A 26,160-nucleotide genomic window follows, 5' to 3' on the forward strand; every position below is an offset into this window, starting at 1 on the left:
CTCCCACAAGGGTTTCTATTTCAGTCCACAAACAGGTCTGGCATCAGCTTGTCGTTGGTGCCGGGCTCAAAGCGGTAGTGATCGAATTCGGTCACGCCATGCTCCCGCAAAATCTCCTCATCAATCAGCAACCGACCGGTGATGCGGCGACCACTGCTGCTCAGAATCGCGTAAGCAGCGTCCGCCATAATCGCCGGCGTGCGCGCATGCTTGAACGACTCGCGTGACCCGAGCTGAAATTCGATGGCAGCGGTGGCAATCATCGTCTGCGGCCACAGGGAATTGACGCTGATTCCGTAACTGGAAAATTCCTCACTCATGCCCAGGGTCAGCATGCTCATGCCGTACTTGGTCACCGTGTAGGGGCTGTACTGGGCAAACCATTTCGTCGCCAGGTTCAACGGTGGCGACAGGTTAAGAATGTGACCATTGGTTTTTTTCAGATAGGGCAGGGCAGCCTGACTGCACAGGAGCACGGCGCGGGTGTTGATCTGGTGCATCAGGTCGAAGCGCTTGAGTTCGATGTGTTGAACCCCGGTCAGCTTGATCGCCCCGGCATTGTTGATCAGCGCATCAATGCCGCCGAAATGCTCGTTGGCCTTGGCCAGTGCCTCACGCACCGCGACTTCATCACGCACATCCACCTGCAAGGCCAACGCTTGACCACCGGCAGCTTCAACTTCCTTGGCCACGCTGAAAATCGTGCCAGGCAACTTGGGGTGCGGCTCGGCGCTTTTCGCGGCAATCACAATGTTGGCGCCGTCGTGCGCAGCCCGCAGCGCGATCTCACGACCAATCCCGCGGCTGGCGCCGGTAATGAACAGAGTTTTGCCTTTCAATGACATGCGTGCGCTCCTGATTATTGTTATCTGACCGGATTAATGTAGACCAAGGCGCGCGCCACAATGATCGTTCCCACGCTCCGCGTGGGAATGCCTCTCGGGACGCTCCGCGTTCCTGCCTCACCGCTGATGCAATGTCGAACACCGTTGTGAAGCAGAGCGTCACGGCTGCATTCCCACGCGGAGCGTGGGGACGATCAGGTGGGGGCGGTACGCCTCAATACCAGCGCTGAATCTCGATCAACCCCTCCATCCCCGCATAATTCCTCGCGCTGGAGTAACGCCAGTGCTCCGGAAAATCCACATACCCACGCTTCACCGGGTTGTAATGAATGTAATCCAGCTTCTGGCGCATCACCGTTTCGCTGTACACCATTTCCGCGTGCGAACCTTCCTGCCACAGCTGATACACCCGGTCCTGCTTGTGCGCACGTTTGCTGAAGCGCAGGCGCTGCAACGCGCGGCCGGCGCCTTTGCTTTGCAGGTCGTCGATGATTTGTCGGGCGGTGAAGGATTTGAATTGGCTGAGGCATTTGTTGAGGTCTGGAGCTTCTGCGACAAAGTGCAGATGGTTTTCCAGGACCACATAGCCATACAGCTTTAGATCTCGATGGGTTTGCTGATAGCGCCAGCAATTGAGCAGGTGATCGACGATGTAGGGACGGATGAACAGCGGGAGCCATTCCATGAGGGTGCAGGTGAGGAAGTGCGGTTTGTCGGGTTCGGTGATGGTGTAGCGACTTCGGCCCATGGGTGCATTCCTTTGCGCGGGAATGATCAGGATGGGCGCCGTAGTGTGATGGGTCTAGCAGACAGCGACGCGGAGCGAGTGGGAAATTGTGACACGCCCGTAATGATCGTTCCCACGCTCTGCGTGGGAATGCAGCCCGTGACGCTCTGCGTCACAACGGTGTTTGAGGAACGCGGAGCGTCCCGAGAGGCATTCCCACGCGGAGCGTGGGAACGATCATGAGGGGAGTTAGCGGGACATGACTTCGCGAATATCCGCCGCCAATTCGCGTACGCGTTCTTCTTCGGTGTCCCACGAGCACATGAAGCGTGCGCCGCCGTTGCCGATGAAGGTGTAGAAGCGCCAGCCCTTGGCCGTCAGTGCGGCGATGGCCGGTTCCGAGAGTTGCAGGAACACACCGTTAGCCTGCACCGGGAACATCAGTTCCACGCCAGGAATATCGCTGACCAGTTCAGCCAGCAGCTGCGCGCAGTGGTTGGCGTGTTTGGCGTATTTGAGCCAGGCGTCGTTTTCCAGAATCCCGACCCACGGCGCCGACAGGAAACGCATCTTCGAGGCCAGTTGACCGGCCTGTTTGCAGCGGTAATCGAAGTCTTCAGCCAGTTTGTGGTTGAAGAACAGAATCGCTTCCCCCACCGCCATGCCGTTTTTCGTGCCGCCGAAGCACAACACGTCGACGCCGGCCTTCCAGGTCAAATCAGCCGGCGTGCAGCCAAGGAAAGCGCAAGCGTTGGAGAAGCGCGCGCCGTCCATGTGCAAGTTCAAGCCGAGTTCTTTGCAGGTGGCGCTGATGGCGCGGATTTCTTCCGGGGTGTAGACGCTGCCGACTTCGGTCGCCTGGGTCAGGGTGACTACGCGCGGTTTCGGGTAGTGGATGTCCTGGCGCTTGAGCGCGATTTCGCGGATCGATTCCGGGGTCAGTTTGCCGTTTTCAGTGCGGGCGATGAGGAGCTTGGAACCATTGGAAAAGAATTCCGGCGCGCCGCATTCGTCGGTTTCGACGTGGGCGGTTTCCGAGCAGATCACGCTGTGGTAACTCTGGCATAGCGACGACAGGGCCAGGGAGTTGGCCGCGGTGCCGTTGAAGGCGAAGAACACTTCGCAGTCGGTTTCGAACAGTTTGCGGAAATCGTCGGACGCACGTGCGGTCCATTCGTCGTCGCCATAGGCGCGTTGGTGGCCGTGGTTGGCCTGTTCCATGGCAGCCCAGGCTTCAGGGCAGATACCGGAATAGTTGTCGCTGGCGAATTGTTGGCTCTTATCGGTCATGGCCCTGCTTTCCGTGGTCGAGACGCTTATGGTGAAGAGCCTCGTGGTCAATGATGGTGCGCACTTTACCGAAGATCATCCGGGGAGCACACGCGATGCGTCTGACAGAAAAATCCAAAGACGACGGGCAATTATGCACATGACGCAAAGGGATGGGGCACTGGATCTGCTCAAGTGGCTGGCGCTGCTCTGCATGGTGCTCGATCACCTGCGATATGTCGGGTATTCCGTCGATCTGCTGTATATACCGGGACGGTTGGCGTTCCCGTGGTTCTGTCTGGCGATGGCCGCAAACCTGGCGCGGGCCCGCGTGGTGACGACCGAGGGCCAGTGGCGTTATCTGGGGTGGTTGCTGCTGTTTAGCGCCATCAGCGAAATTCCCTACAGGATGTACATTCCTGATCCCGACACCTTGAACGTGCTGCCCACGTTGGCGCTGGGATTGCTGGTGGCCCGTGGCTGGCAGGACCGAGCCCTGCAAACGCGACTGTTGGCGGCAGGCGCCTTGCTGCTGGCGGCGCTGTTTGCGCCGCGACTGATGTTCGGCTTCTTCGGGGTACTGTTGCCGCTGGCGATGTTGCTGGTGATCGGGCGTCCCTGGTATTTCAGCCTGTTGCCGGGGCTGGTGTGCCTGGCGGCCAATCAGTGGCCAGTGCTGTATTCCTCCGCGCAGTTTCACAATATTGAAGCCATCCTCGGCATCGCCGCTTGTCTGATTGCTCCATTGCTGGGGCTGCTCCTGTTGCGACATGCAAAAGGCATCCAGCCACCACCGATGCGCCGCTGGGCGTATGCGCTCTATCCCGCGCATTTCCTGCTGTTGCTGGCAGTGCGACAGGTCATCGCCTGACCCCTGTGGGAGCGAGCCTGCTCGCGATGGCGGCAGCTCAGGCAACATCAATGTTGAATGTGAGACCGCTATCGCGAGCAGGCTCGCTCCCACAGGGGATCTTCGTTGGTTCGAAGGTTGTGTCCGGCCAGCCATTTCGATCCATGTCGTAAACGCACCTTTGCGTGGCGTCCGTAGGCATTTGGCCTGTCTGCGCCGGTCATACCATCGCATTCAAAGGGCACTGTCGAAACACCAGTGCCTTACCGAGACGAATGGCGCATAGATGCCGCTGGGAGAGACGCGATGTTCAGCAAGCAAGACCAGATCCAGGGTTACGACGATGCACTGCTGGCGGCGATGAATGCCGAGGAGCAACGCCAGGAAGATCACATCGAGCTGATCGCGTCCGAGAACTACACCAGCAAGCGCGTGATGGAAGCGCAAGGCAGCGGCCTGACCAACAAGTACGCCGAAGGCTATCCGGGCAAGCGCTACTACGGTGGCTGTGAGCACGTCGATAAAGTTGAAGCACTGGCCATCGAACGCGCCAAGCAACTGTTCGGCGCCGACTACGCCAACGTGCAGCCGCACTCCGGTTCTTCCGCCAACAGCGCCGTTTACCTGGCCCTGATCCAGCCGGGCGACACCATTCTCGGCATGAGCCTTGCTCACGGCGGCCACCTGACCCACGGCGCGAAAGTGTCGTCCTCCGGCAAGCTCTACAACGCCGTGCAGTACGGCATCGACACCAAGACCGGGTTGATCGACTACGACGAAGTTGAACGTCTGGCCGTCGAGTGCAAGCCGAAAATGATCGTCGCCGGGTTCTCGGCTTACTCCAAGACCCTCGACTTCCCGCGTTTCCGGCAGATTGCCGACAAGGTCGGTGCGCTGCTGTTCGTCGACATGGCTCACGTGGCCGGTCTGGTCGCCGCTGGTCTGTACCCGAATCCGCTGCCGTACGCTGACGTGGTCACCACCACCACCCACAAGACCCTGCGCGGTCCACGTGGCGGGTTGATCCTGGCCAAGTCCAACGAAGAGATCGAGAAAAAGCTCAACGCTGCGGTATTCCCCGGCGCACAGGGCGGCCCGCTGATGCATGTCATTGCTGGCAAAGCGGTGTGCTTCAAGGAAGCACTGGAGCCTGGTTTCAAGGCCTATCAGCAACAAGTTATCGACAACGCCCAGGCCATGGCCGGCGTATTTATCAAACGCGGCTACGATGTAGTGTCCGGCGGTACCGATAACCACCTGTTCCTGGTCAGCCTGATCCGTCAGGGCCTCACCGGCAAAGACGCGGATGCAGCACTCGGTCGCGCCCACATCACCGTGAACAAGAACGCTGTCCCGAACGATCCACAGTCGCCGTTCGTGACCTCCGGCCTGCGCATCGGCACCCCGGCGGTGACCACTCGCGGCTTCAAGGTTACCCAGTGCGTTGAGTTGGCCGGCTGGATCTGCGACATCCTCGACAACCTCGGCGACGCCGACGTCGAAGCCAATGTTGCGCAGCATGTTTCGGCCTTGTGCGCGGACTTCCCGGTTTATCGCTGAGCGCGGTTTTGGAGTAAATGACTATGCAACGCTACTCGGGCTTCGGCCTCTTCAAACACTCCCTCAGCCATCACGAAAACTGGCAGAAAATGTGGCGCACGCCGACCCCTAAAAAGGTCTATGACGTGGTCATCGTCGGCGGTGGCGGGCATGGTCTGGCGACCGCCTACTACCTGGCCAAGGAACACGGCATCACCAACGTGGCCGTGGTCGAGAAAGGCTGGCTGGGCGGCGGTAACACCGCGCGCAACACCACCATCGTTCGCTCCAACTACCTGTGGGACGAGTCGGCGCACCTGTACGAACACGCGATGAAATTGTGGGAAGGCCTGTCCCAGGACCTGAACTACAACGTGATGTTCTCCCAGCGCGGCGTTTACAACCTGTGCCACACGCTTCAAGACATCCGTGATTCCGAGCGTCGGGTCAGCGCCAACCGCCTCAACGGCGTGGACGGCGAACTGCTCGATGCCAAACAAGTGGCTGACGAGATTCCGTACCTCGACTGCTCAAAAAACACTCGCTACCCGGTAATGGGCGCCACCGTCCAGCGCCGTGGCGGCGTGGCCCGTCACGATGCCGTGGCCTGGGGCTTTGCCCGTGCGGCCGACGCCTTGGGCGTGGACTTGATCCAGCAGACCGAAGTGATCGGTTTCCGCAAGGAAAACGGTGTGTGCATCGGTGTTGAAACCAACAAAGGCTTCATCGGCGCCAAGCGCGTCGGTGTGGTGACTGCTGGTAACTCCGGCCACATGGCCAAACTCGCCGGTTTCCGTCTGCCGATCGAATCGCACCCGCTGCAAGCGCTGGTGTCCGAGCCGATCAAGCCGATTATCGACAGCGTGATCATGTCCAACGCCGTACACGGTTACATCAGCCAGTCCGACAAGGGCGACCTGGTGATCGGCGCCGGTATCGACGGCTACAACGGCTACGGCCAGCGTGGTTCGTACCCGGTGATCGAGCACACCATTCAGGCCATCGTCGAGATGTTCCCGGTGTTGTCCCGCGTACGCATGAACCGTCAGTGGGGCGGCATCGTCGACACCACGCCGGACGCCTGCCCGATCATCTCGAAAACCCCGGTCCCGAACATGTTCTTCAACTGCGGTTGGGGCACCGGTGGCTTCAAGGCAACACCTGGCTCGGGCAACGTGTTTGCCGCGAGTCTGGCCAAGGGTGAAATGCACCCATTGGCTGCACCTTTCTCCATCGACCGTTTCCACAACGGTGCGTTGATCGATGAACACGGCGCTGCTGCGGTTGCCCACTAACAGGAGAAATCCCCATGTTGCATATCTTCTGTCCTCACTGCGGCGAACTGCGCTCCGAAGAGGAATTCCACGCATCCGGCCAGGCGCACATCCCGCGTCCACTGGATCCGAACAGCTGCACCGACGAGGAGTGGGGCGACTACATGTTCTTCCGCGACAACCCTCGCGGTCTGCACCACGAGCTGTGGGATCACGTCGCCGGTTGCCGTCAGTACTTCAACGCCACCCGTGACACCGTGACCTACGAGATTCTCGAAACTTACAAGATCGGCACCAAGCCACAATTCACCGACAAGACCGATAGCCCGAAAGCGGCCGCCACGGCTCTGGGAGAGAAGGTATGAGCCAGATCAATCGCCTGTCCAACGGTGGACGGATCGACCGCAACAAAGTGCTGAGCTTCACCTTCAACGGCCAGACCTACAAAGGCTTTGAAGGCGATTCCCTGGCCGCGGCCTTGCTGGCCAACGGTGTCGACATCATCGGTCGCAGCTTCAAGTATTCCCGTCCGCGCGGCATCTTCGCCGCCGGTGCCGAAGAGCCGAACGCTGTGCTGCAGATCGGCGCGACTGAAGCCACGCAGATCCCGAACGTACGCGCCACGCAACAAGCGCTGTATCAAGGTTTGGTCGCCACCAGCACCAACGGCTGGCCGAGCGTGAACAACGACATGATGGGGATTCTCGGCAAGGTCGGCGGCAAGCTGATGCCGCCGGGCTTCTACTACAAGACCTTCATGTACCCGCAATCGTTCTGGATGACTTACGAGAAGTACATTCGTAAGGCCGCCGGTCTTGGCCGTTCGCCGACCGAGAACGATCCGGACACCTACGACTACATGAACCAGCACTGCGACGTGCTGATCGTCGGCGGTGGCCCGGCTGGCCTGGCCGCTGCACTGGCGGCTGCTCGCAGCGGTGCCCGTGTGATCCTCGCCGATGAGCAGGAAGAGTTCGGCGGCAGCCTGCTCGATTCCCGTGAAAGCCTCGACGGCAAGCCTGCCACCGAGTGGGTCGCCAGCGTCATCGCCGAGCTGAAAAACACCCCGGACGTGCTGCTGTTGCCGCGCGCCACGGTCAACGGTTACCACGACCATAACTTCCTGACCATTCACGAGCGCCTGACCGATCACCTCGGCGACCGCGCTCCGATTGGCCAGGTCCGTCAGCGCATCCACCGCGTTCGCGCCAAGCGTGTAGTGCTGGCGACCGGCGCTCACGAACGTCCACTGGTTTACGGCAACAACGACGTGCCGGGCAACATGCTCGCCGGCGCTGTGTCGACTTACGTGCGTCGTTACGGCGTGGCACCGGGCAAGAAACTGGTGCTCTCGACCAACAACGATCACGCCTACCGTGTTGCACTGGATTGGCTCGACGCCAGTCTGCAAGTCGTCGCCATCGCCGATGCCCGCAGCAATCCGCGCGGTGCGCTGGTGGAAGAAGCACGCGCCAAAGGCATTCGCATCTTGACCGGCAGCGCCGTGATCGAGGCCCGTGGCAGTAAGCACGTGACCGCCGCTCGCGTTGCCGCGATCGATGTCAAAGCACACACCGTGACCAGCCCGGGCGAGTGGCTCGATTGCGACCTGGTCGCCAGCTCTGGCGGTTACAGCCCGGTGGTTCACCTGGCATCGCACTTGGGCGGCAAGCCGATCTGGCGTGAAGACATCCTCGGTTTCGTACCGGGTGAAGCACCGCAGAAACGCGTGTGCGTCGGTGGCATCAATGGCGTCTACGGCCTCGGCGATTCCCTGGCCGATGGTTTTGAAGGTGGCGCTCGCGCCGCCAGCGAAGCCGGTTTCGGCAAGGTCGAAGGCGTACTGCCCAAAGCCCTGAGCCGTCTGGAAGAGCCGACGCTGGCGCTGTTCCAGGTGCCTCACGAAAAAGCCACTGCCCGTGCGCCGAAGCAATTCGTCGACCTGCAGAACGACGTCACCGCTGCCGCCATCGAACTGGCGACCCGTGAAGGCTTCGAGTCGGTCGAGCACGTCAAGCGCTACACCGCGCTGGGCTTCGGCACTGACCAGGGCAAGCTCGGCAACGTCAACGGTCTGGCCATCGCCGCCCGTTCGCTGAACGTGACCATCCCGCAGATGGGCACCACCATGTTCCGTCCGAACTACACGCCGGTAACATTTGGCGCCGTGGCCGGCCGTCACTGTGGGCACATCTTCGAGCCGGTGCGTTTCACTGCGCTGCATCATTGGCACGTGAAGAATGGCGCCGAGTTCGAAGACGTCGGTCAATGGAAGCGTCCATGGTACTTCCCGAAAAACGGTGAAGACCTGCACACCGCCGTGAAGCGCGAATGCAAAGCCGTGCGCGACAGCGTCGGCCTGCTGGACGCTTCGACCCTGGGCAAAATCGACATCCAGGGCCCGGATTCCCGTGAGTTCCTCAACCGCATCTACACCAACGCCTGGACCAAGCTCGACGTGGGCAAGGCTCGCTACGGCCTGATGTGCAAAGAAGACGGCATGGTGTTCGACGACGGCGTGACTGCATGCCTGGCCGACAACCATTTCGTGATGACCACCACCACCGGCGGCGCTGCACGTGTGCTGCAATGGCTGGAAATCTACCACCAGACCGAATGGCCAGACCTGAAGGTGTACTTCACGTCCGTGACGGATCACTGGGCAACCATGACCCTGTCCGGGCCGAACAGCCGCAAGCTGCTCAGCGAAGTCACCGACATCGACCTGAGCAACGAAGCCTTCCCGTTCATGACCTGGAAAGAAGGTCTGGTCGGCGGTGTGCCGGCGCGGGTGTTCCGGATTTCGTTTACCGGTGAACTGTCGTACGAAGTCAACGTTCAGGCCGACTACGCCATGGGCGTTCTGGAAAAAATCGTCGAGGCCGGGAAGAAGTACAACCTGACCCCGTACGGCACCGAAACCATGCACGTGCTGCGGGCCGAGAAGGGCTTCATCATCGTCGGTCAGGACACTGACAGCTCGATGACCCCGGATGACCTGAACATGGGCTGGTGTGTCGGTCGCACCAAACCGTTCTCGTGGATTGGCCAGCGTGGCATGAACCGCGAAGACTGCGTGCGTGATCAACGCAAACAGCTGGTCGGTCTGAAGCCGATCGATCCGACCAAATGGCTGCCGGAAGGGGCGCAACTGGTGTTCAACACCAAGCAGGCGATCCCGATGACCATGGTCGGTCACGTGACCTCCAGCTACTTGCACAACTCCCTGGGCTATTCGTTTGCCATGGGTGTGGTCAAGGGCGGCTTGAAGCGCATGGGTGAGCGTGTGTTCGCACCGCTGGCCGATGGCAGCGTGATCGAGGCGGAAATCGTTTCTTCGGTGTTCTTCGATCCGAAAGGCGATCGCCAGAACATCTAATGGCTTCGGGTCCTGTGGGGTGCCTGCTACCGACATCGCGAGCAGGCTCGCTCCCACAGGAGATCGCGGTCAAATGTGGGAGCGAGCCTGCTCGCGATGGCGGCAGAACAGCCTCCACAGGACCAACAGAATTTAGGAAAGGTGCTTTATGACCGCAGCCAATGTTTACCAACAACGCCCAACCACTGGGGCCAAGGCCGAGTCGTCGCTGCATCACGCCGACCTCGCCAGCCTGGTGGGCAAGGGCCGCAAAAGCGCCGGCGTGATCGTGCGTGAGAAAAAACTCCTCGGCCACCTGACCATTCGTGGCGATGGCCACGATGCTGCGTTCGCTGCCGGTGTGCACAAAGCCCTCGGTATCGAATTGCCGGGTGCGCTGACCGTCGTCGTCAAAGGCGAAACCAGCCTGCAATGGATGGGGCCGGATGAATGGCTGCTGATCGTGCCGACCGGTCAAGAATTCGCCGCCGAGAAGAAACTGCGTGAAGCGCTGGGCGACCTGCACATCGCGATCACCAACGTCAGTGGCGGCCAGCAGCTCCTCGAACTGAGCGGCCCGAACGTGCGCCAGGTGCTGATGAAGTCCACCAGCTACGACGTGCACCCCAACAACTTCCCGGTGGGCAAGGCTGTGGGCACCGTGTTTGCCAAATCGCAACTGGTGATCCGCCATACCGCCGAAGACACCTGGGAACTGCTGATTCGTCGCAGTTTCTCGGATTACTGGTGGTTGTGGTTGCAGGATGCGGCCGCCGAATATGGCCTGAGCGTCCAGGCTTAGGAATGAGCCGGGTTGGCCCTGATATTTGGGGTTGACCTGAGATCGACCCCTCACCCCAACCCTCCCGAAACGTCGGACCGCCCCAGAGGGGAGAGGGGGAAAGGGGGGCAGATCTCCAGTGTTTTCGATGTTTAGGTTCGACTTGGAAGCGCTTTTATAGAACCTGAGTTCATCTCGATGTTTCAGGTCGATGTAGCTCCAAGAACAACTCGGTCAGTCCCCTCGCCCCTTTGGGGAGAGGGTTAGGGTGAGGGGTGGATTTCCCTGACACCCAGCACAATGAACAGGAGTCACCGCACTATGAGCCGCGCCCCAGACACATGGATTCTGACCGCCGACTGCCCAAGCGTCCTCGGCACCGTGGATGCGGTGACCCGCTTTCTGTTCGAGCAGGGCTGCTACGTCACTGAGCACCATTCCTTCGATGATCGGCTTTCGGGCCGTTTCTTCATTCGCGTTGAATTTCGCCAGCCCGACGGTTTCGACGAGCAAGCCTTCCGCGCCGGTCTCGAAGAACGTGGTAAAGCCTTCGGCATGATCTTCGAACTGACGCCGCCGAACTACCGCCCGAAAGTGGTGATCATGGTTTCCAAAGCCGATCACTGCCTCAACGATTTGCTCTACCGCCAGCGCATCGGCCAACTCCCGATGGACGTGGCCGCCGTGGTCTCCAACCACCCGGACCTCAAGCCGTTGGCGGACTGGCATCAGATTCCGTACTACCACTTCCCGCTGGACCCGAACGACAAACCGTCCCAGGAGCGTCAGGTCTGGCAGGTGATCGAAGAGTCCGGCGCCGAACTGGTGATCCTTGCCCGCTACATGCAAGTCCTGTCGCCAGAGCTGTGCCGCAAACTCGACGGCAAGGCGATCAACATCCATCACTCCCTGCTGCCGGGTTTCAAGGGCGCCAAGCCCTATCACCAGGCTTACAACAAGGGCGTGAAACTGGTCGGCGCCACGGCGCACTACATCAACAACGACCTGGACGAAGGCCCGATCATCGCCCAGGGCGTAGAGGCCGTAGACCACAGTCATTACCCGGAAGATCTGATCGCCAAGGGGCGGGATATCGAAGGGCTGACCCTGGCGCGGGCCGTTGGTTATCACATTGAACGACGGGTGTTTTTGAACGCCAATCGCACCGTCGTTCTTTAGATCGCCATCGCTAGCAGGCTAGCTCCCAGAGGGTTTTGGGTTGTTCACAAATCCTGTGCTCACCCGAATCACTGTGGGAGCTGGCCTGCCAGCGATGAGGCCATAACAAACAACACAAGACACACAGGCAATAACCCGAGCAATCAACGCGCCGCCGATCCATGGCGACGCGCCCGTTACATAAAAACAACAGCGAGGTGAAAGCATGTCTGGCAATCGTGGTGTGGTGTATCTCGGCAATGGCAAAGTCGAAGTACAAAAAATCGACTATCCGAAAATGCAGGACCCGCGCGGCAGGAAGATTAATCACGCTGTCATCCTGCGTGTCGTGTCCACCAACATCTGTGGTTCCGACCAGCACATGGTGCGCGGTCGTACAACCGCTCAAACCGGCCTGGTACTGGGTCACGAAATCACCGGTGAAGTGATCGAGAAGGGCAGCGACGTCGAGAACCTGCAGATCGGCGACCTGGTGTCCGTCCCGTTCAACGTCGCTTGCGGGCGCTGCCGTTCCTGCAAAGAGATGCACACCGGTGTCTGTCTGAGTGTTAACCCGGCGCGTCCGGGCGGTGCTTACGGTTATGTCGACATGGGCGACTGGACCGGCGGTCAGGCTGAATACGCGATGGTGCCGTATGCCGACTTCAACCTGCTCAAGCTGCCCGACCGCGACAAGGCCATGGAAAAAATCCGCGACCTGACCTGCCTCTCCGACATTCTGCCGACCGGTTACCACGGCGCAGTGACGGCGGGCGTTGGCCCGGGCAGCACTGTGTACATCGCTGGTGCCGGTCCTGTCGGTCTGGCCGCTGCCGCTTCCGCTCGCCTGTTGGGCGCGGCCGTGGTGATCATCGGTGACGTCAACACCGTCCGCCTGGCGCATGCCAAGGCTCAAGGTTTTGAAATCGCCGACCTGTCCCTGGACACCCCGCTGCACGAACAGATCGCTGCGTTGCTGGGCGAGCCTGAAGTGGATTGCGCCGTCGACGCCGTGGGCTTCGAAGCGCGTGGTCACGGCCATGACGGGGTGAAACACGAAGCTCCGGCCACCGTGCTCAACTCGCTGATGGGCGTGGTTCGGGTGGCTGGCAAAATCGGTATCCCGGGCCTGTACGTGACTGAAGATCCGGGAGCAGTCGACGCCGCCGCGAAGATGGGCAGCCTGAGCATCCGCTTCGGTCTGGGCTGGGCCAAATCCCACAGCTTCCACACGGGGCAAACGCCAGTGATGAAGTACAACCGCCAACTGATGCAGGCGATCATGTGGGACCGTATCCACATTGCCGACATCGTGGGTGTTGAGGTGATCAACCTAGACGACGCGCCACGTGGTTATGGCGAGTTCGATGCGGGCGTGCCGAAGAAGTTTGTGATCGATCCGCACAAACTGTTCAGCGCAGCGTAAGGCTTCACGCAAAACAAAAACGGCGACCCTCGGGTCGCCGTTTTTTATGGCTGGAATGATCGTTCTCACGCTCGGTCAATTCTTTTTCGACTGTTCGTCAGGAGCTTGCCAAACCTGGGAACAATCCCCCGGGATGCCAGTCCAAACCACGATTTTCCGCCGCCCATTGCCGGGCGGTTTTCATGGCACATGAGGATGTCTGGATGAAGATTTCACGCGGTTTTGCACTGGCTTCGCTGATGTGTCTGGCGGCCAGTCCGGTCTTTGCTCAGTTCAGCCTGTTCGATGCGGCCAATGCCCTCTCCGGCACGCAGGACGATGACGCCGCCGCAGCCGCGCCAACCGCGCAGACGGCTGATCTGCTGAGTGCGCTCAGCCAATTGGACGTGACGACAGAACAAGCCATTGGCGGTGCCGGGGCGATGCTCGGTCTGGCGAAGAATCAATTGAGTTCGACCGACTACTCAGAATTGGCCAAAAGCGTGCCCGGAATCGACTTGCTGTCCGGTGGCGGTGAACTGGGCGTCCTCAGCGGCTTGCTTGGCTCTTCCGGTAAAGCGGCAGGTCTGGACAACCTCTTGGGCAACGTGAGTAACACCAACGACCTGAACAGTGCCTTCAACGCATTGGGCATGGACACTGGCATGATCGGCGTGTTTGCCCCCGTGCTTCTGAAATTTTTCGGTCAGCAGGGCGTCGGCGGCTCACTGCTGACAAACCTGGGCGGGATCTGGGGCGCAGGCACCGGTACCTGATTCAGCGGCGCTCGGCGCGCAACGCGTCGATGCGCAGGTCCTTCTCGATCCAGAGCTGGTTGACCCAGTTCTGGATGGTTTCGCGAAACTGCGGATTGTTTTCGTAATCGCCCTGCCACAGCGCCGGGTCGAGTTCGCGGGTCTTGATGTCGATGATGACCCTCGGCACGTTGCCGCTGAGCAAATCCCAAAACCCCGGAATCGTCTGCTGCGGATACACCACCGTCACATCAAGGACGGCGTCCAGCTGTTCGCCCATTGCCGCCAGTACAAACGCCACGCCGCCAGCCTTGGGCCTGAGCAGGTGGGTGAAGGGTGATTGCTGCTGGGCACTTTTCGCCGCGGTATAGCGAGTGCCTTCCAGGTAATTGACCACTGTCACCGGTTGACGCTTGTACAACTCGCACGCCGCTTTAGTGATCTCCAGGTCCTTGCCGGCCAACTCAGGGTGCTTCGCCAGGAATGCCTTGGTGTAGCGTTTCATGAACGGGTAATCCAGCGCCCACCACGCTAACCCGAGAAACGGCACCCAGATCAGCTCTTTCTTGAGGAAGAACTTGAAGAACGGCGTGCGCCGGTTCAGCGTTTGGATCAGCGCCGGGATATCGACCCAGGATTGATGGTTGCTGATCACCAGATACGACGTGTCGACCCGCAGATCATCGCCGCCACGGATGTCCCATTGCGTGGGGATGCACAGGCGGAAAACCAGCTTGTCGATTTCGGCCCAGGTCTCGGCGATCCCCATCACCGTCCATGAGGCGTAATCACGCAAGCGCCCGGGCAGGACCAGTTTGAGCAAGGCGAACACCATCAGCGGCCCGAACAGGACCAGGGTGTTGAGCAACAGCAGCAGGGTAACGAAACAGCCGGTGAGCAGGCGGCGCATAAGTAACTCTTGAAAGCCTTTGGGCGCGCAATGATAAGCAGCTTCGGACGGCAGGCCAAATCGGTGACGACAAATGTTTCACCTTTACGTGGTTATGCTGGTCCTTTCGTGATCATTCCGGCCCCATCGCGAGCAGGCTCACTCCCACAGGATTTGTGTGTTGAACACATGAACTGTGAACAACAGAGATCCCTGTGGGAGCGAGCCTGCTCGCGAAAGATCTGAAGAACGAACGAATTCCCTACGGGCGGTCTAAAATTCCGCGTTCTACGCCCCAATTGCCCAAGGAAGCCCATTACGTGAAATCTATCCTTGCACTGCTTTCCCTCGTGGCCCTGCCGGTCCTGGCTGCTGAGCCGACCCTGTACGGGCGCTATGAATACATCGCGCTGCCGGAAATCGGTGGCGAAGTCCTCAAGGCCAAGATGGACACTGGCGCCCTGACCGCGTCGCTGTCGGCCAAAGACATCGAAACCTTCACCCGCGATGGCGACGAGTGGGTGCGTTTCCGCCTCGCTACCAAAGGCGCGAGCAACAAGGTCTACGAACACAAGGTCGCGCGGATCAGCAAGATCAAGACCCGCTCCGAAGAAGACGAGGACGACAAAGAAGCGGTCGCACCCACCAAGCGTCCGGTGGTTGATCTGGAACTGTGCCTGGGCAACGTCAAGCGCACCGTGGAGGTCAACCTCACTGACCGCAGCAGCTTCAACTACCCTTTGTTGATCGGTGCCAAAGCCTTGCGTGAGTTCGGCGCGGCGGTGAACCCGGCACGGCGCTTTACGGCGGACAAACCCGACTGCTGATTTCAAGTGGTCTCATTGACGTGACGTGAGCCTTGGGGCACCGTTCGCCCACTTAACTCCCGGGCTCGGACGCCATGCCTCATATCCTGATAGTCGAAGACGAAGCGGCGATAGCCGACACCCTGATTTTCGCCTTGCAGGGCGAGGGTTTCACCACCACCTGGCTGAGCCTTGGCGCCGCTGCGCTTGAGCATCAGCGCCAGACTCCGGCCGACCTGATCATTCTCGACATCGGTCTGCCGGACATCAGCGGCTTCGAGACCTGCAAGCAATTGCGGCGTTTCAGCGAAGTGCCGGTGATCTTCCTCAGCGCCCGGGATTCCGAAATCGATCGTGTCGTGGGCCTGGAAATCGGTGCCGACGATTACGTGGTCAAGCCGTTCAGCCCAAGGGAAGTGGCGGCGCGGGTCCGGGTGATTCTGAAGCGCATGGCGCCGCGAGCGACCGCCGAGGTGGCATCGACGCTGTTTCGAATCGACAGCGAACGGGTGCAGATCAGCTATCGCGGTCAGCTTCTATCCCTGACCCGCCATGAATTCCGTCTGCTGCGATGCCTGCTGGACCAACCCGAACGCGTCTTCAGCCGCGAGCAATTGCTCGATGCGCTGGGCGTCACTGCAGATGCCGGGTACGAGCGCAGCATCGACAGCCACATCAAGAGCGTGCGCGCCAAATTGCGCCAGGTGAGGGCCGACGCGGAGCCGATCCAGACCCATCGCGGCCTCGGCTACAGCTACAGCCCGGGGCGTAGCTGATGCCTCTGGGGATCCGGATTTTTCTGGTCTACGTGCTGTTTATCGGCCTGACCGGTTACTTCGTGCTGAACACCGTGATGGAAGAAATCCGTCCCGGCGTGCGCCAGTCAACCGAAGAAACGCTGGTCGACACCGCCAACCTGATGGCCGAGATTCTGCGCGATGACTTCAAGGCCGGCACCTTGAACCAGAACCGCTGGCCCGAACTGCTCAAGGCTTATGGCGAACGGCAGCCGAAGGCGAGCATCTGGGGCTTGCCGAAAAATCAGGTCAACCACCGCATCTACGTCACCGATGCCAAGGGCGTTGTGGTACTGGACTCCAGCGGAGTGGCAGTGGGGCAGGATTACTCGCGCTGGAACGACGTTTTACTGACCCTGCGAGGCGAATACGGCGCTCGTTCCAGCCGCAGCGACCCGAACGATCCGAACTCCTCAGTGATGCACGTCGGCGCCCCGATTCGCGACAACGGCCAGATCATCGGTGTGGTCACCGTCGCCAAACCCAATAGCTCGCTGCAGCCATACGTTGATCGCACCGAACGGCGATTGCTTGCCTGGGGGGCCGGGTTGATCGGCCTCGGTCTGCTGTTTGGCGCGCTATTGTCGTGGTGGTTGAGCGCGGCGCTGCGGCGGCTGACTGCTTACGCTCAGGCCGTCAGTGAAGGCCGGCGGGTCGAGGTTCCGCACTACCGTGGCGGCGAACTGGAACAACTGGCGACGGCGGTGGAGCAGATGCGCACGCAGCTCGAAGGCAAAGCCTACGTCGAACGTTACGTGCACACCTTGACCCACGAACTGAAAAGCCCGCTGGCGGCGATTCGTGGTGCGGCGGAATTGCTGCAAAGCGAGATGCCGCTGGCCCAGCAACAGCGTTTTGTCAGCAACATCGACAGCGAAAGCGCGCGGATGCAGCAGTTGATCGAGCGTCTGTTGAACCTGGCCCTGGTCGAACAACGCCAAGGGCTGGAGGAACGGGTGGCGGTGCCGCTGGCGAAGTTGGTAGATGAGTTGCTGAGCGCTCAGGCTGCGCGCATTGAAGGCAAGCAATTGCGCGTGGAACAAACCATTGCAGCGGATCTGGTGCTGACCGGTGAACCGTTCCTGTTGCGTCAGGCGCTGGGTAATTTGCTGGAGAATGCGTTGGATTTCACGCCTGCAACGGGCGTGTTGCGATTCAGTGCCGCAAAGGTCCGCGAGCAAATCGAATTCAAACTTTTTAACCAGGCCGAGGCGATTCCCGACTATGCGTTACCGCGGTTGAGCGAACGTTTTTATTCCCTGCCGCGGCCGGACAGCGGGCGCAAGAGTACGGGGTTGGGGCTCAACTTCGTTGAAGAGGTGGTTAAGTTGCATGGTGGCGCGGTGAGCATCGGTAATGTCGATGGTGGTGTTCAAGTCATATTGCGTATGCCTGCTTAGATCCACCCCTCACCCCAGCCCTCTCCCCACGGGGGAGAGGGGGAAAGGGAGCAGATCTTCAAGCTTTTCAAAACCTGAGTTCGACTCTATTTCCCCGGTCGCAAAATTTCTCAAGAACACCTCGGTCAGTCCCCTCTACCCCCTGGGGCGGTCCGACGTTTCGGGAGGGTTAGGGTGAGGGGTGGTTTTCCTTGCCGAAAACACTCTCCACAAAGTCTCCACATTCCCCCCACAAATCCCTCACACATCGATCCCAAACTCTCCCCATCCAAACAGGGAGAGTCCCATGAACCGCAGCCTGACCATAAAACTCGGGGCCATTGCCCTTCTGATTCTGTCGTTGCTGATTCCACTCCTGATGATTAACGGCGTAATCCAGGACCGCCAGCGACTGCGCGACGGCGTGCTCGAAGACATCGCCCGCAGCTCCAGCTACAGCCAGCAAGTGAGCGGTCCGATCATGGTGGTGCCGTATCGCAAAGTGGTGCGGATCTGGAAGACCAATGAGAAAACCAACAAGCGCTACCAGGAAACCGGCGAAGAACGCGGCCAACTGTATTTTCTGCCGGAGCGTTTCGAGCTCGACGGCAAGGTGCAGACCGAGTTGCGCTCGCGGGGGATTTACGAGGCGCGGCTGTACCACGCCGACAACCACATCAGCGGCCTGTTTTCGATTCCCGCGCAAATGGGCATCAAGGAAGATTTCGCCGACTATCAGTTTGATCAAGCGTTTCTGACGATAGGCATCAGCGATATCCGCGGGATCGAAAATGCCCTGAAACTGGACCTCAATGGTCAGAGTCTGGACTTTGAACCGGGCACGCAGCTGGGCTGGCTAGGCGAGGGGGCACACGTCAAGTTGCCCGCGCTGGACAGGCACAAAGGCGCGGAACTGGCGTTCGCCTTTGACCTGCGCCTGCAGGGCACCGGCCAGTTGCAGATCACTCCGGTCGGCAAAACCAGCAAGGTGCAACTGGCAGCCAACTGGCCTCACCCGAGCTTTATTGGCAACTACTTGCCGGCTCAGCGTGAAGTCACCGGGACAGGTTTTACCGCGAATTGGCAGACTTCGTTCTTTTCCACCAACCTGGAAGAAGCCTTGACCAACTGCCTGACCAGCGACCGTTGTGACGAGTTCAAGAGCCGCAACTTCGGGGTGAGTTTCATCGATCCGGTGGATCAGTACCTCAAGAGTGATCGGGCGATCAAATACGCGCTGCTGTTCATTGCCCTGACCTTCGCCGGATTCTTCCTGTTCGAAGTGCTCAAAAGCATGGCCGTGCATCCAATCCAGTACGCGTTGGTGGGTGTGGCGCTGGCGTTTTTCTACCTGCTGTTGCTGTCGCTGTCCGAGCATATCGGCTTTGCCCTGGCGTATCTGTTGTCGGCGGGCAGCTGTGTATTGTTGATCGGGTTTTATGTCTGCCATGTGCTGCGTAGCGTGCGTCACGGCTTAAGTTTTTCGGCAGGGCTGGCGGCGTTGTATGGCTTGCTCTATGGCTTGCTCAGTGCCGAGGATTACGCGTTGTTGATGGGTTCGCTGCTGTTGTTCGGGTTGTTGGGCGTGTTCATGGTGCTGACCCGCAAGCTGGATTGGTATGGGATCGGGCAGAAGCCGGCCAAGCCGTTGGTGTTTGATATTGGAGCGGTGGAATGAGCCGGTCGTTGGGGTTGCGCGAGGATCAGCGTGAGGGCGAGGTGTTGGCGACGCTGATATTCGGGTTGTTTCCAGTGGATCCGCTGTGGTGCCATCGCGAGCAGGCTCGCTCCCACAAGGGATCTCCAGTGAACACAAAATTCGTGCACACAACCGATCAACTGTGGGAGCGAGCCTGCTCGCGATGAGGCCCGGACAGCGAGCGAAGTTCTAAACCTTCGGCATAGTCGCCAGCATCGAAGCCCGCTGACTCACCTCAAAATACCAGTTCGCCAGCTTCGGATTCACCGTGCGCCATTCCAGATCCGGATGGCGCAAATCCAGGTAACCCAACGCACAGGCAACACTGATCGCCGCCACATCGAAATGGCTGGTCAGCTCGGCAATCGCGTCCGCTTCCAGCAGTGCCAGGGCGCGACGAATCTTCTCGCGCTGGCCATCGAGCCACTCATCCCAGTGTTTTTCCGGGGCACGCAGGGCGACTTCATAACGAATCAGCACCGCAGCGTCCATGATCCCGTCGGCCAGGGAGGCCAAGGTCAGGCGCCGCCAGCGGGCTGAGCCGTCACGCGGGATCAGCGGGTTGCCGACGTGCTGGTGGTCGAGGTAATCGAGGATCACCCGACTGTCATGGATGACGTTGCCATCGGCCAGGCGCAAGGCCGGGATTTTACCCAGCGGGTTGTCTTCGTTGAGCATCAGGTCCGGGCTGACCGGTGTGAGCACGCAGTCTTGCAGCGTCACGCGGTCCTGTTGACCGGTTTCGTGCAGCAGCACCATGACTTTGCGAACGAAGGGCGATAAAGGGTTGTGGAACAGGGTCATGCTGGCGGCGGACATGGCGGCGTCTCGGTATGGGCAGTGCTGGGCAGCATAGCGCGTGGATCACGCAACTTGTAGGAGCAAAGCTTGCTCGCGATGGGATCACCGCGGTCTGACTGAATGACCGAGTCGATCCCATCGCGAGCAAGCTTTGCTCCTACAGGTTTGGTGTTTTTAGCGGCGTTGCAGCAGGCCGCGCAGGGCAAGGACGGCGGGAATGCCCAGGCCAAGCCAACTCAATGCGTCCCACACACCATCCCCCAGCAACGCGGCAAACAACCCCGCCGCGCTGAGCAGGGCGATAACCGTGGGGGTGGAGAACACCTTCCAGAAATTCGACTGCCGCGGCCTCATGCTGGACTCTCCGCGTTATCGAGCACCGGTTTCGCAGCCTTGCGCCGCACCACCCACAGGTAAACCCCGCTGCCGAGCACGACGATGGTCAGCCCATCCAGCGTGGCCCAGAGGATCTTCATCGGCATGCCGCCGTAATCACCGAAGTGCAACGGCTGGGACATGCCCATGGCGTCCATGTACCACGGGCGTTCGGCCACGGCGGTGACTTGCAGGGTGTTGGCGTCGATCAGCACTGGTGTCAGCAGGTGCGAGGTCAGGTGAGTGCTGCCTTTCATGAACACCGCGTAATGGTGTTCGCTGGAGAAGCGTGTGCCGGGGAAGGCGATGAAGTCCGGCTGCATGCCCGGTGCGACTTCCTTGGCGATGTCGAGCAAGCGGGTCGCGGGCGCCAGTTGTGTCAGTGGCGGTGCCTCGCGGTACGGCGCGACCATCGCGCTCAGGCTGTCGTTGCGCCACGCGGCGATCAGCAGGTCGGCGCAGGCACTGATGACGCCGGTGACGCCGACCACCAAGGCCCAGGTCAAGGTCACCACGCCGATCAGGTTATGCAAATCAAGCCAGCGCAGGCGAGTGGATTTGTCCTGGCGCACGGTGGCGAATTTCAAACGGCGCATGAACGGCAGGTACAGCACCGTCCCGGAGACAATCGCCACCACGAACAGAATGCCCATGAACGCCAGCAGCAACTTGCCCGGCAGACCGGCGAACATGTCCACGTGCAGGCGCAACATGATCATCATGAAGCCGCCGTTGGCCGACGGCATCCCCAGCGCTTCACCGGTGCGGGCGTCGAGCATGAAGGTGTGAGACGAGTTCGGCTCGGTGCCGGCTGTGGCCGCCATGATCGTGATCGCGGCGTTGGGCTCTTCTTCGTCAAAGCCGAAATACTGCATGACCTCGCCGGGCCGATGCTTTTCAGCCGCCTGCACCAATTGCTGCAAATTCAGCTGTGGGGTGTTCGCCGGCATCGTCTTCAATTCAGCGGCATCGCCCAGCAAGTGGTCGATCTCGTGGTGAAAGATCAATGGCAGGCCGGTCAGTGCGAGCATCAGCAGGAACACGGTGCAGATCAGGCTGGTCCAGGTGTGGACGAAGGACCAGCGGCGAATTGTTTTGCTTTTCATTTCATAGCCTTCAGAAATACCAAAGCCGCCCCTGTCGGACGGCTCGGGTCTTGGGCGTGCCGGGTCAGGCCATTACCACTTGTAAGTAGCACTGGCGACGACGCTGCGTTGGTCGCCGTAGTAGCAGTAGAAGCTGTCGCACGTGGAGATGTAGTCCTTGTCGAACAGGTTGGTGGCGTTCAGTGCCAGGGAGGCGCCTTTGAGGCTGTTGTCCAGACGCCCCAGGTCGTAATGAACCGCGGCGTCGAACACGGTGTAGGCGTCCGCCTTGCCGAGCGAGGTATTGCCCTGGTCGCCGTAGGTGTTGCCGGTGTAGCGAGCGCCGGCGCCGATGCCGAAACCGTCCAGCACGCCGTTGTGCCAGGTGTAATCGGTCCACAGGGATGCCTGCTGGTTAGGCATCAGTTGCAGACGATTGCCTTTGAAATCGCCGTTCTGCACTTCGGATTTGGCCAGGGTGTAAGCGGCGATGACCTTGAGGTTCTCGGTCACGTCGGAGACGGCTTCCAGTTCCAGGCCTTTGACTTTCACTTCACCGGTCTGGCTGGTGACCGAAACGTTGTCCGAGTTGGTCGTGGTGACGGAGACGTTTTTCTGGGTCAGGTCATAGACCGCTGCGGTCAACAGGGTGCTGCTGCCAGGCGGTTGGTACTTGATGCCCAGTTCCCACTGTTTGCCTTCAGTCGGCTTGAACGAATCGGTCGGCGATGCGGTGGCGTTGCTGGTCGGCTGGAACGACTCGGCGTACGACAGGTACGGCACGATGCCGTTGTCGAACACGTAGCTGATCGCCGCGTTGCCGCTGAAGTTCTTATCGCGCTCGGTGTTGGTGGCATCGCCTTTGTTGAAGAACCTGGTACCGGTGTGGACCCAGTCTTCACGCCCCCCCAGCGTCAGACGCCATTGGTCGAGGGCCATCTGGTCCTGAACGTACAGGCCAGTCTGGTAAGTTTTCTGGTCGTAGTCATAGAACGCCGCCGAACGTGGCGGACGAACAATGGGCTGGCCATAGATCGGGTTGTTGACGTTGGTGGTCAGACCGTCACCGAAAATCGAGGTGTAGTTGGTGTTGGTGCGCTGATGATCGAGGCCGATCAGCAGCGTGTGACGGATGTCGCCGGTCGCGAAGTCACCCTGGAAGTTGTTGTCCACGGCGAACTGGCTGATGTCCTCGTCGACACTGGTGCTTGAGCGGCCAACGTTGCCTTCGGCATCCACCTGGGTGAACGGGTAGGCGCCGGGGGTGAGGGCCTGGAAGGACAGGTCCGATTTGGTGTAACGCAGGTTCTGCTTGAACTGCCAGACATCGTTCAAACGATGTTCAAAGGCGTAGCCCAGTGCGTAGTAAGTGCGGTCGTAGAATTCCCAGTCCGGGTCGCCCAGGTTTTTGTGATGGGAAATCTTGCCGAGGGGCGAATGGATCTTGGTGCCTTGCACCGGCAGAAATTGGCTGGTGATGCCGGTATCGTCGCGGGTGAATTGCGTCAGCAGGGTGAACTTGGTGTCTTCGTCAATGTTCCAGGTCAGGCTCGGCGCGATGTTGTAGCGCTTGTTGTCGACGTGGTCGATCTGCGTGCCGCTGTCGCGCACCACACCGCTCAAACCGTAGAGGAACTGGCCTTCGTCATCGATCTTGCCGGTGCTGGCGAAGTTGATCTGGCGATGATTGTCACTACCGTATTGCACCTGGATTTCGCTGCTCGACTCGGCGCTGGGACGACGGCTGACCATGTCCAGCAAGCCGCCTGGCGGGGTCTGGCCGTAAACCGACGAGGCCGGGCCGCGCAGTAGGGCAAGGCGCTCGAGGTTCCAGGTTTCCTGTTTCGGGTTGGCGTACACGCCTTTTGGCAGTGGCAGGCCATCGAGGAATTGCGTCGGCTCGAAACCGCGCACGCGCAGCCAGTCGGCACGGGTGTCGCTGCCGTAGCTGCTGGCGGTGATGCCGGGCATGTAGCGCACCGCGTCATCGAGGCTGTGCACATTGCGGTCGTCCATTTGCTCCCGGGTAGCGATCGAAATAGAACGCGGTGCTTCGACCAGCGCGGTATCGGTCTTGGTGCCGGCGGCGGTGCGGGTCGCCAGGTAACCTTGCACCGGTCCCCAGGCACTTTCGGTGTTTTCCACGCCAATGACGGCGGTTTCCGGCAGGGCCATCACGCCCTCGGGAACGGCCACCAGGCTGAAGGTGCCAGTGCTGCTCTGTTCCAGTTGCAGACCGGTGCCGCGCAAGGCTTCGCGCAGGGCGCCGGCTGCGTCGAACTGGCCTTTGACCGGCGCCGAGGTCTTGCCTGCCGCCAGCGATGGATTCAACGACAACGCGAGGCCGGCCTGGCTGGCAATCTGGTTCAGGGTGCTGGCCAATGGCGCGGTCGGCAGGTTGTAGGCGCGAACGCTGGACGCCTGTTCAGCGGCCATCAGCTGACTGCTGGCCAGAGGGGCACAAAGGGCAATGGCAATCGCCAGCAAACTGGGGCGCAACACGGTGTCTAGCGAACGGGACATACAGCGGCTCCTGAATGGAAATATTTCTCAATTGCCTAGGTGCCGGACGAGAATTCAAAAGTGATAGGGGCTAGATGAAAATAATTTCGATTCAGCAAATCAGTCGCTAAGGGGATCGTAGGGGATCGTTCCCACGCTCTGCGTGGGAATGCCTCAATGGACGCTCTGCGTCCGCTTCGGCATGTGACGCGGAGCGTCACGGGCTGCATTCCCACGCAGAGCGTGGGAACGATCATTTAGCGTCAGTTTTTGCCGCCACCGTCACCCACCACGGCGTGTGCTGTTCGATCTGCACCGGCAGGGTCGGCAGCAGGGCGCTCAGGGCCAGATCGGTGTCGTGCAGCGGGAAGCTGCCGGTGATTCGCAGGTCGGCGATTTCTGGCGCAACGCCAAGATACCCGCGTCGATAACGACCAAGTTCATGCACCAGGTCTTCCAGCCGTGTGTTGTCCACCACCAGCATGCCGCGGGTCCAGGCATCGGCGCCGAGGGTGAGCGCGACGATCGGCCCGAGGCCATTGCTGCGCATCAGGACTTGCTGGCCTTCACGCAGAATCTGCTCTTCAGCGCTCGCCCCGGGATTGGCGGCCACCGCCGATTTCAGCACGCTCAGGCGCGTACCTTCTTCTTCACGCTTGACCAGGAACCTTGTTCCCAGTGCGCGCATGCTGCCTTCGCGGGTTTCGACGATAAACGGCCGGGTGTCGCCATGACCGGTTTCGACGAGAATTTCCCCTTCCTGGAGGATGATCAGCCGTTGTTTTTCATCGAAACGCACATCCACGGCACTGTGGGTGTTGAGGTTGATCCGTGTGCCGTCAGTCAGGCGCAGGGTGCGTTGCTCGCCGGTGGCGGTGCGCTGGTCGGCCAGCCAATAGTCGATTGGCAGATAACGATCGCCGGCGAACAACGCCAACCCGATCACCGCGACGATGCTGGCCACGCCGCTGCCGAGTTTGCGCACACGCCGGCGAATGCTTTCGCGCGATTGCAGTAACGCGGTGCGTGCCGGGCCACTGGCGACGCTGAAGCGTTGGTCGAGCATGCCTAGTTGGCGCCAGGCCCGCGCATGCTCTTCGTGGGCGGCGTGCCATTTGGCGAACTCTTCGCGCTCCACCGGGTTGCCGGAATCCAGGGACAATTGCCAGGCAATCGCGGCATCCAGCACCTGCGCCGAGACGGGTTTGGAACTGACCGGGCTCATAGCGGCTCACCGTACAACGCGATGTAGCACTGACGAATGCCTTGGGCCAGATACTGACGCACCCGCGGCACTGACACGCCCAGGCGCTGGGCGATTTCGGCGTGGCCGAGGCCGTCGAGACGGTTATACAGAAACGCCGCCCGGGCCTTGCTTGAGAGTTTGCCGAGCAGGCGGTCGATGGCTTTGAGGTCTTCAAGGATCAGTTGCTGTTCCTCCACCGACGGTTGTTCAACGGCGGGGATCAGCATCAGTTCGGTGAGGTAGGCCTGTTCCAGCGCGGCGCGGCGGAAATAGTCGAACAGCAGACCCTTGGCAATCGCCACCAGAAACGCGCGCGGTTCACGCGGCTCCTTCAGTTCTTCACGACCCAGCAAACGCACGAAAGTGTCCTGACTCAGGTCTTCGGCCCGTTGCGGACAGGCCACATTGCGTCGAAGCCAAGCCAATAGCCAACCGCGATGGTCGCGATACAACGCACCAACGAGCTCACTTTGAGGGCTTTGGACTGACGACACGCAGCATCACCGATTGGGAAATATTAACTAACGAGAATTGTTCGCGATTGTGGCAGAGGCGGGGGAGGTAAGCAATTGGCCACTGGTCAGGTGGACCGAGTCATCGTTCATCGCGGGCAAGCCATG

The 26,160-nt window shown here is 60.3% G+C and carries 23 protein-coding genes; 13 read left to right on the forward strand and 10 right to left on the reverse strand.

Going from position 1 to position 26,160, the window contains the following annotated elements:
- Positions 1–20: 20 nt before the first annotated feature.
- The 3 genes from IB252_RS14075 to IB252_RS14085 all read right to left on the reverse strand — a co-directional run bounded on the left by IB252_RS14075 (position 21) and on the right by IB252_RS14085 (position 2,862).
- The gene (locus IB252_RS14075) at positions 21–845 is read right to left on the reverse strand and encodes an SDR family oxidoreductase (protein ID WP_192409235.1); all 825 of its coding nucleotides are present in this window, start codon (positions 843–845) and stop codon (positions 21–23) included.
- A gap of 214 nt (positions 846–1,059) precedes the next feature.
- A complete protein-coding gene (locus tag IB252_RS14080) occupies positions 1,060–1,593 on the reverse strand; it encodes an REP-associated tyrosine transposase (protein WP_192409236.1) in 534 nt (177 codons plus the stop codon).
- A gap of 228 nt (positions 1,594–1,821) precedes the next feature.
- Complete coding sequence (locus IB252_RS14085; RefSeq protein ID WP_111448537.1) at positions 1,822–2,862, reverse strand: low specificity L-threonine aldolase; 1,041 nt, start codon at positions 2,860–2,862, stop codon at positions 1,822–1,824.
- A 133-nt stretch (positions 2,863–2,995) separates the two neighbouring features.
- Here IB252_RS14085 and IB252_RS14090 point away from each other — a divergent pair, with 133 nt between their 5' ends.
- The 9 genes from IB252_RS14090 (at position 2,996) to IB252_RS14130 (ending at position 13,982) form a co-directional block, all read left to right on the forward strand.
- On the forward strand, positions 2,996–3,712 hold the full coding sequence (locus IB252_RS14090; protein WP_192409237.1) for a TraX family protein: 717 nt from the start codon (positions 2,996–2,998) through the stop codon (positions 3,710–3,712).
- Between the two features lie 285 nt (positions 3,713–3,997).
- Entirely contained in the window at positions 3,998–5,251 is a 1,254-nt protein-coding gene (gene glyA / locus IB252_RS14095; protein WP_074871495.1) for a serine hydroxymethyltransferase, read from the forward strand.
- A gap of 23 nt (positions 5,252–5,274) precedes the next feature.
- Positions 5,275–6,525: a sarcosine oxidase subunit beta gene (locus IB252_RS14100; RefSeq protein ID WP_007947735.1), complete on the forward strand. Its 1,251-nt coding sequence runs from the start codon at positions 5,275–5,277 to the stop codon at positions 6,523–6,525.
- Positions 6,526–6,539: 14 nt separating this feature from the next.
- Positions 6,540–6,869 (forward strand): sarcosine oxidase subunit delta, encoded by a 330-nt coding sequence (locus tag IB252_RS14105; RefSeq protein WP_046818244.1) that lies wholly within the window; start codon positions 6,540–6,542, stop codon positions 6,867–6,869.
- Entirely contained in the window at positions 6,866–9,883 is a 3,018-nt protein-coding gene (locus IB252_RS14110) for a sarcosine oxidase subunit alpha (RefSeq protein ID WP_192409238.1), read from the forward strand. The genes IB252_RS14105 and IB252_RS14110 overlap by 4 nt, the downstream gene beginning before the upstream one ends.
- A 148-nt stretch (positions 9,884–10,031) precedes the next feature.
- Complete coding sequence (locus tag IB252_RS14115) at positions 10,032–10,664, forward strand: sarcosine oxidase subunit gamma (RefSeq protein WP_192409239.1); 633 nt, start codon at positions 10,032–10,034, stop codon at positions 10,662–10,664.
- Between the two features lie 300 nt (positions 10,665–10,964).
- Positions 10,965–11,822, forward strand: a complete 858-nt coding sequence (gene purU, locus IB252_RS14120; RefSeq protein WP_192409240.1) for a formyltetrahydrofolate deformylase — start codon at positions 10,965–10,967, stop codon at positions 11,820–11,822.
- 205 nt (positions 11,823–12,027) lie between these two features.
- Entirely contained in the window at positions 12,028–13,227 is a 1,200-nt protein-coding gene (gene fdhA / locus IB252_RS14125; RefSeq protein WP_111448543.1) for a formaldehyde dehydrogenase, glutathione-independent, read from the forward strand.
- Between the two features lie 203 nt (positions 13,228–13,430).
- Positions 13,431–13,982, forward strand: a complete 552-nt coding sequence (locus IB252_RS14130) for a DUF2780 domain-containing protein (protein WP_192409241.1) — start codon at positions 13,431–13,433, stop codon at positions 13,980–13,982.
- Between the two features lies 1 nt (position 13,983).
- Here IB252_RS14130 and IB252_RS14135 read toward each other — a convergent pair whose 3' ends face one another.
- Positions 13,984–14,871, reverse strand: a complete 888-nt coding sequence (locus tag IB252_RS14135) for an acyltransferase (RefSeq protein WP_192409242.1) — start codon at positions 14,869–14,871, stop codon at positions 13,984–13,986.
- Between the two features lie 299 nt (positions 14,872–15,170).
- Here IB252_RS14135 and IB252_RS14140 point away from each other — a divergent pair, with 299 nt between their 5' ends.
- From IB252_RS14140 to creD, 4 genes are all read left to right on the forward strand, one after another.
- On the forward strand, positions 15,171–15,677 hold the full coding sequence (locus IB252_RS14140) for an ATP-dependent zinc protease (RefSeq protein ID WP_192409243.1): 507 nt from the start codon (positions 15,171–15,173) through the stop codon (positions 15,675–15,677).
- A gap of 74 nt (positions 15,678–15,751) precedes the next feature.
- Positions 15,752–16,432 (forward strand): two-component system response regulator CreB, encoded by a 681-nt coding sequence (gene creB / locus IB252_RS14145; protein WP_192409244.1) that lies wholly within the window; start codon positions 15,752–15,754, stop codon positions 16,430–16,432.
- Entirely contained in the window at positions 16,432–17,853 is a 1,422-nt protein-coding gene (gene creC, locus IB252_RS14150) for a two-component system sensor histidine kinase CreC (protein ID WP_192409245.1), read from the forward strand. Before creB ends, creC begins: the two co-directional genes overlap by 1 nt.
- A 286-nt stretch (positions 17,854–18,139) precedes the next feature.
- The gene (creD, locus tag IB252_RS14155) at positions 18,140–19,510 is read left to right on the forward strand and encodes a cell envelope integrity protein CreD (protein WP_192409246.1); all 1,371 of its coding nucleotides are present in this window, start codon (positions 18,140–18,142) and stop codon (positions 19,508–19,510) included.
- A gap of 210 nt (positions 19,511–19,720) precedes the next feature.
- On the opposite strand, the gene IB252_RS14160 is transcribed toward creD, so the two are convergent.
- The 6 genes from IB252_RS14160 to IB252_RS14185 form a co-directional block, all read right to left on the reverse strand.
- Complete coding sequence (locus tag IB252_RS14160; protein WP_192409247.1) at positions 19,721–20,350, reverse strand: glutathione S-transferase; 630 nt, start codon at positions 20,348–20,350, stop codon at positions 19,721–19,723.
- A gap of 156 nt (positions 20,351–20,506) precedes the next feature.
- A complete protein-coding gene (locus tag IB252_RS14165) occupies positions 20,507–20,686 on the reverse strand; it encodes a hypothetical protein (protein WP_192409248.1) in 180 nt (59 codons plus the stop codon).
- Positions 20,683–21,813, reverse strand: coding sequence for a PepSY-associated TM helix domain-containing protein (locus IB252_RS14170; protein WP_192409249.1), 1,131 nt, complete (start codon positions 21,811–21,813; stop codon positions 20,683–20,685). The genes IB252_RS14165 and IB252_RS14170 overlap by 4 nt, the downstream gene beginning before the upstream one ends.
- A gap of 72 nt (positions 21,814–21,885) precedes the next feature.
- The gene (locus tag IB252_RS14175) at positions 21,886–24,315 is read right to left on the reverse strand and encodes a TonB-dependent siderophore receptor (protein WP_192409250.1); all 2,430 of its coding nucleotides are present in this window, start codon (positions 24,313–24,315) and stop codon (positions 21,886–21,888) included.
- Positions 24,316–24,547: 232 nt separating this feature from the next.
- The gene (locus IB252_RS14180; protein ID WP_192409251.1) at positions 24,548–25,519 is read right to left on the reverse strand and encodes a FecR domain-containing protein; all 972 of its coding nucleotides are present in this window, start codon (positions 25,517–25,519) and stop codon (positions 24,548–24,550) included.
- Complete coding sequence (locus IB252_RS14185) at positions 25,516–26,034, reverse strand: RNA polymerase sigma factor (RefSeq protein ID WP_192409252.1); 519 nt, start codon at positions 26,032–26,034, stop codon at positions 25,516–25,518. Before IB252_RS14185 ends, IB252_RS14180 begins: the two co-directional genes overlap by 4 nt.
- Positions 26,035–26,160 lie beyond the last annotated feature (126 nt).

Source organism: Pseudomonas sp. PDM10, assembly GCF_014852295.1.
Classification (GTDB): domain Bacteria; phylum Pseudomonadota; class Gammaproteobacteria; order Pseudomonadales; family Pseudomonadaceae; genus Aquipseudomonas.